The sequence below is a fragment of the Comamonas sp. B-9 genome, assembly GCF_000410635.1.
In the GTDB taxonomy this organism is placed as follows: Bacteria; Pseudomonadota; Gammaproteobacteria; order Burkholderiales; family Burkholderiaceae_C; genus Comamonas.
Genome location: NZ_APCR01000040.1, coordinates 1 through 5837, shown reverse-complemented (window position 1 = coordinate 5837; position 5837 = coordinate 1). Strand labels below are relative to the sequence as shown.

General features: G+C 63.7%; 5 protein-coding genes and 3 pseudogenes. 7 read left to right on the top strand and 1 reads right to left on the bottom strand.

Annotated elements, in window-relative coordinates:
- The 6 genes and pseudogenes from H928_RS0100205 to H928_RS30460 all read left to right on the top strand — a co-directional run.
- The coding region (locus H928_RS0100205) for a hypothetical protein (protein WP_306729878.1) at positions 1-624 on the top strand (624 nt) is incomplete at its 5' end.
- Positions 624-1295, top strand: coding sequence for a hypothetical protein (locus H928_RS0100200; protein WP_021024664.1), 672 nt, complete (start codon positions 624-626; stop codon positions 1293-1295). The genes H928_RS0100205 and H928_RS0100200, both read left to right, overlap by 1 nt.
- Positions 1296-1307: 12 nt before the next feature.
- Positions 1308-1799, top strand: a complete 492-nt coding sequence (locus H928_RS0100195) for a hypothetical protein (RefSeq protein WP_239644858.1) — start codon at positions 1308-1310, stop codon at positions 1797-1799.
- Positions 1796-2611, top strand: coding sequence for a hypothetical protein (locus H928_RS0100190; RefSeq protein ID WP_021024662.1), 816 nt, complete (start codon positions 1796-1798; stop codon positions 2609-2611). Before H928_RS0100195 ends, H928_RS0100190 begins: the two co-directional genes overlap by 4 nt.
- Positions 2608-3273 carry a hypothetical protein gene (locus tag H928_RS0100185; RefSeq protein WP_021024661.1) on the top strand — a complete coding sequence of 222 codons (666 nt, stop codon included), beginning with the start codon at positions 2608-2610 and terminating at the stop codon, positions 3271-3273. Before H928_RS0100190 ends, H928_RS0100185 begins: the two co-directional genes overlap by 4 nt.
- Positions 3274-3311: 38 nt before the next feature.
- Positions 3312-3644: pseudogene (locus H928_RS30460) on the top strand (amidase family protein); the annotation flags it as partial.
- 1 nt (position 3645) lies between these two features.
- Here H928_RS30460 and H928_RS0100175 read toward each other — a convergent pair.
- Positions 3646-4134, bottom strand: a pseudogene (locus H928_RS0100175) (ATP-binding protein); the annotation flags it as partial.
- Positions 4135-4545: 411 nt separating this feature from the next.
- Between H928_RS0100175 and H928_RS25525 the strand changes: the two are divergent.
- Positions 4546-5837: pseudogene (locus H928_RS25525) on the top strand (hypothetical protein); the annotation flags it as partial.

The window sequence follows — 5837 nt, the reverse complement described above, 5'->3', positions numbered from 1 at the left end:
ACCATGAAACACCCAAAATTGAAAGCATTGGCGCTGGGATCTGCCCTGGCGCTGGCCTACGCCGGCCATGCCTTGGCGGAAAGCCAATACGGCTTCTCCTCGGCCGGTACGGGCACCGTGACCGCCACCGCCAAGGTCAACCTGAGCGTGGTCATCCCCAAGCTGATCCTGCTCAAGGTGGGTTCCAGCAATGCCGTCCAGGACACCGTCACCTGGAACGCAACGCTGACCATTCCGCCCACCCCCGGCACCACGCCCACGGCCACCGCCAACAACGTCCAGGTGCCCTGGGATGGCACTGCCCCTACCGTGGCCGTTACCCCTACGGGCAATGTGCTGGCTGTATCTGCTTGGACCAATGCCGGCACCGCCAACATCAATTGCGCCGTGGGTGCCTGGAGCCCGGCCGCTGGTGGCCCACCCAATGCCAACTTCACCGTGACAGCAGCAGGTGCAACGCCGGTGCCCCATCCCGGCGCCAACCTGGGCGCATGCGCATCCACCACGCTCACCCCCAACACCTTGTTGAGTGGCACCTGGACCTATGCGCTGACCGGCACGGCCACCGCCTGGAGCGCAGGCACCTACACCGGCTCCGTCACCTATACGGCGACAGGCGTCTGATGCGCAAGCGCGATGCAACCACCGCCGCGCGTGCCCCCCTGCGGGCAGCACGCGCACCGCTGAGTGCGGGGCTGGTACTGCTCGCCTGCGGCATCACGGTGCCCGCCAACGCCGTCATCATCACGGTCAGCGACAGCGCAAGCACCGCCAACTACGCGCTGTCGCTGCAGGTGGGATCTGCTGCCGGTACCGATACGGTGCAGTTCAATGTCTCAGGCAACAATGCGGGCCTTACCCCCCCCGCCGTCCCCGGCTCACCCGCCATTGATATCTCGGTCACCCCGGTGCGCCCGATCATTGCTTCGGAAGTCGCCCGACCCGTCACCTTGCGGGTGGACTCCAGCGCCGGCCTGGTCTGCCAAAGCGGCGCCTGTGGCAGCACCGTCATCCCGTTCAGCAAGATCAGCTGGACAGTCAGCAACAGCAGTGGCTCGGCAGCCGGAGATATTCAGAGCGGTCAGTTCAACGGTGCGACCAACCAACAGATCGCCAGCTTCAACGCCAATGCCAACATCTGCTCGATTCCGATCATCATTCTTTGTCTGGGCACCTGGACGTACCAGACGCGCAACATGAATGCCACGCGCATGACATTCAGCTATGCCAACGACACGTTCTACCCGGCAGGGACCTACCGGGGCACGGTGTATTTCACCGCGTCGATGGAATAAGGAGACGGGTCCATGCCCAGCTTTCGCCTTCGCTGTTGTGCTGCTCTATTGGCCATGGCCGGCGCCTGCGGCCAAGGCGCCCATGCCCAGGCCACCCGGCTGGACGACTCCAGCTCCCCACGTCCCCAGATCAACTCGGATTTTCGCAATGCGCAGATGCTGGATCCGAACACCATCAGCCTGCCTTTCGGACATGTGGAATACCGCTTGGCCACCGCCGCCTATGTGGGCAAGCAGGCCCGCATTTACTACGTCATCCCGTTGGCAGTAGCCGGCCTGCGCTCGCCCATGGGCATGCAGGTGCAATGGCGCAGCAGCGGGCTGTTCCAGGGCGGCATGGGCCGGCCCGGCGACCGCGTGCTGGTCTGGAGCGGCGTGGTGCGTGCGCCCTGGATCACCGAGAGTTTTGACTTGCAGCTGCGCATTGACCGCCGCGAGCTGCAAATCGGCCAAGGCGGCAACCTGCGCTTTGAATCCTATTTTGAAATCGAGACCCAGCCATGAGTTTTCTCTCCGTTGTGCGCCGCTCTCTGGCTCTGGCCCTGCCACTTGTCGCTTGCCTGGCACAGGCAGCACCGTTCGAGATGGCGGTCTCCCCGTCGCGCTTTGAGCTGAGCGCCAAGAGCGGCGAGCGCCTGGGCCAATCCATCGATCTGCACAACCTGGGCTCGGCCGCCACCGCCCTGTCGGTACGCACCTTGGACTGGAGCTACTCGGCCGATGGCCAGATCACCTACCACGATGAGCTCTTGCCCGGCAGCTGCCGCCCCTGGGTGGCACTGGAGCGCCGCACCGTCAAGGTACCGGCGCAGACCAAGCAGGCCTTTCGCTTCCAGATCACCCCCCCGGCCGATGCGCCGCGTGGTGAATGCCGCTTCATGATCGCCATCGAAGGCGTGGAGCCCGCCCAGCAGACCATCATCCAGAGCGGGGGCGCCAGCCTGAGCCTGCCGGTCACCGGACGCATCGCCGTGGCCGTCTATGTGATGCTGGGCGGCGCCGAGCCCAAGCTTGAAGTACAGCAGATCGGCATGCGCGACATTGCCGGCACGCGCAGCCCGGCCATCACCGTGCGCAACAGCGGTGATGCCCATGGCCGCCTCGAAGGCACGGTGGACGCCAAGGATGCCAAAGGCCGCGACTTTATGCTGGCCGTGGAAGGCACCCCCATCATGCCCGGCCAGACCCGCCACCTGGCCCTGGTCCCCAAGGGCGAAGATGGACAGCCTGCCATTCAGCCCAGCTACCCCATCAAGGCCAGTGGCCTGCTGGACTGGGACAAGGGCAGCTTCAAGCTGAATGCGGATTTCCAATGAGCACGCAGCGCTGCCCGCTGAAGCTGTTGCGCCATGCGCTGCTGCCACTGGTGCTGACTGCCCTGTGCCCAGCGGCGCAGGCGGGCAGCGCCACCTCTGGCACCGGCAACCTGCCACGCAACACCCCGGCGGTGGCGCTGAACTTTTCCATCCAGATCGACAAGTATGTGTTTTTCCGCATCGGCGATGGCGCCTGGCCCACACCCGGCGGCACCACCTCACAGGTGGGTTTTAACCTAAGCCCCACCATTCCTGCGGTACCCATCACGCCCATCAATGGCAACAACACCGCCGTCAACTGGAACGGCGCAGCGCCCGCATTTGCCGTCACCGCCAGCGGCAATGTGCTGCCGGTCGAGGTGCGCAGCAATGGCGGCCAGGTCAGCGTCTATGCCACGGTCACCACCCCGCTGACCAGCGGCAGCAACACCATTCCGATGAACATGGTCAGCATCACCAGCAGCGACGCGGCCCTGCCGGCTCCCACCCTTCCGGCCAGCGGCACCGGCACCAGCGTCAATGTCACCGGGGGCGGCACCGGCACCGTCAACAGCCTGGTCACCATCCGGACGGCCAACTGGACCTTTGGCTACAACAGCGCCATCAGTCGCACAGCCGGCAATTACAGTGGGCAGCTGAGCTTTACCGCGTCCGTGCCTTGAGACTACTGCAGCGCCTGCGATAGACGCTGCAAGCCCTGGTGTCGGTCAAGGACCTGCTCGATGTGGCTGGCCAGGTGACCACCGCCGGCGCAAAAATGCGCCGCCAAAGCGCCCCGGCCGCGCACGATGCGCCGGTGGTGCAGCGCCTGCGCGCTGCCGGCGCGGTGATCGTCGGCAAGACGAATATGACGGAGTTCGCGTTCTCGGGCGTGGGCATCAACCCCCATTTCGGCACACCGGGCAATGCCGCCGATGTGCTGCACATCCCTGGCGACTCCTCCTCGGGTGCCGGGGTCAGCGTCGGCCGGGGCCTGGTCGATATCGCCATTGGCTCGGACACCGGAGGCTCGGTGCGCATTCCCGCCGCCTTAAGTCGCCCATGCCGCCGCTGGTCCAGCGCACGCCTTCCGACGCCTCCGCACCCGCGCGGCGCGATTCGACGGTGATCTTGTCGGCCACGATAAAGCCGGAGTAAAAGCCCACGCCGAACTGGCCGATCAGCTGCGAATCGGCCTTCTGGTCGCCGCTCGGCTTGTCCATGAAGGCCTTGGTGCCGCTCTTGGCAATCGTGCCCAGGTTGTCGATGGCCTCTTGCGTGGTCATGCCAATGCCGGTGTCGGTGATGGTCAAGGTCTTGGCCTTGCTGTCATAGGACACGCGCACTTCGAGCTCAGGCTGGTCGCCGTACAAACCGCTGTCATTGAGTGCTTCAAAGCGCAGTTTGTCGCATGCATCAGACGCATTGGCGATCAGCTCGCGCAAGAAGATCTCTTGGTTCGAATACAGCGAATGCGTCACCAAGTGAAGCAGTTGAGCCACTTTGGCCTGGAAGGAATGGGTTTTTTGGTCATGGGAGCTCAGTCTTCATCAACACAGATCAAGGGTCTATATGGGTGCAAGGCTTGCCGCCTAAAGCCGTCTTGCTATCTATTAATTGTTTATCCAAAAAACATATAACAAGAATAGTTTTTCGACATAAAACCACCACGAAACCAAGCTAAATACTTTCATGAATTTCTTCAAATTTCTTTACATGATGACATGTATCCATTTGTTATGTTCTCTGACACACTTAACGTAAAGTATCGAACTTTTATGATTGATTGCTTGTGTTTTTAGTCAAAAGACCAGGCCATGAAAGCTAACTTCTGATTACAAATGAGTGTTTTCCAACGGCCATTCTTTCACTGCGGTACTGGTCTCTTCCAGACGCTTTCAAGGGATGCCGTGTGGGAAAGCTTGGCCCTGGGCCTGTGTTTGTATGCCCTCCCGATGAAAGCGCAGAGCGAGGCAGCAGCCAGCGCCAAGGTGGAGTCACTGAGCCCCGCCCAAGCCGAACAAGCCCGGCTGCGCGCCATCATCGAGGCCGCGCCTGCCGCCTATGAGGACAACTTCATGAGCGCCGATGAACTGGCGGCCCTGCGGGCCGGTGAAGCCGAAGAAGTCGACCCCAGAACCTTGCCGCTGGGGCTGCGCAGCTGGGTGCTGGAGAGCCGCCTGGGCGTCGCCCAATCCGACAATGGCGAGCTGGGCCGGCAGCGGGGCACCGAGCTGGGCCAGCGCATCCAGTACCGCCAGCAAACCCTGAACTATGGCGAGTGGCTGCTGCAGGCCGATGTGCGCAGCATGCATGGCGGCCAAGACGCCTTCAATGGCATTGGCGCCCTGGGCTATGCCCGCCAATCCAGCAGCCAGCGCATCACGCTGCGCAACCTGGGCCTGCTTGTGACCCCTGGCATCCGCATGGATACCACCATCGGCGACGGCTACAGCGAGCTGACCACGGGCCTGGGCCAGAACTACCGCCTGATGCTGGGCACCAGCACCTTGCGCGGCCTGTCCACCCGCATCTATGGCGCGGACTTTGACATCAGCGCCGGCATGGGCGCACGCGGCGACCTGCTGGGCGGCCCCTACCCCGGTTTCGAGAAAAGCCAGGGCACGCTCGCCTGGGTGGGCGCCACCCAGCGCCTGGGCGGGGCCTGGTATGCCGCAGGGCAGCTGAACCAGGCCAACCATATCCCCGCCGTGGACTATGGCCTGTGGAACGACCAGGGCAGCGGCAGCAAACGGGTCAGCAGCTGGGCTGCGGCGCTGGGCTATGGCTCACCCACGCAGCAAGATGGTGCGCTGCGCGGCCGGCTCACCGCGCTGGGCAGCATGGTGAGCAGCGACTCGGCGCAGTCTCCAGGCGGCAGCGCGCAGGGCCTGTACCTGGAGGCCGACACCAAGCTGGGCCGCTATCGCCATTCCTGGGGCGCCTATGTGACCCGGCCCAATCTGTACTTTGGCGACTACCTGCTGCCCTCGGGCACGCAAGGCGCTTACTGGCGCATGGACCATAGCACCAGCCGCATGAGCTGGGGCACGGGGGTAGATGTGGAGCGCATGCGCGCCAGCAGTTGGCCGGCCCAGCAGGGCCAGACCCGGCTGGGTTTGAGCGGCCATCTGCACTACCAGATGGACCGCCGAACCGCGCTGGGCGGCAACCTCAACGTCTACCAAACCCGCTATGCGGGCGACGGCCAGGGCGGGGGTCTGGATGGCAAGATGCGCAGCCTCTA

Excerpts from the sequence above, each read along its gene's own strand:
- H928_RS0100195 (WP_239644858.1), top strand. The coding sequence starts at position 1,308 with ATGCCCAGCTTTCGCCTTCGCTGTTGTGCTGCTCTATTGGCCATGGCC.
- H928_RS0100190 (WP_021024662.1), top strand. The coding sequence starts at position 1,796 with ATGAGTTTTCTCTCCGTTGTGCGCCGCTCTCTGGCTCTGGCCCTGCCA.
- H928_RS0100200 (WP_021024664.1), top strand. The coding sequence starts at position 624 with ATGCGCAAGCGCGATGCAACCACCGCCGCGCGTGCCCCCCTGCGGGCA.
- H928_RS0100185 (WP_021024661.1), top strand. The coding sequence starts at position 2,608 with ATGAGCACGCAGCGCTGCCCGCTGAAGCTGTTGCGCCATGCGCTGCTG.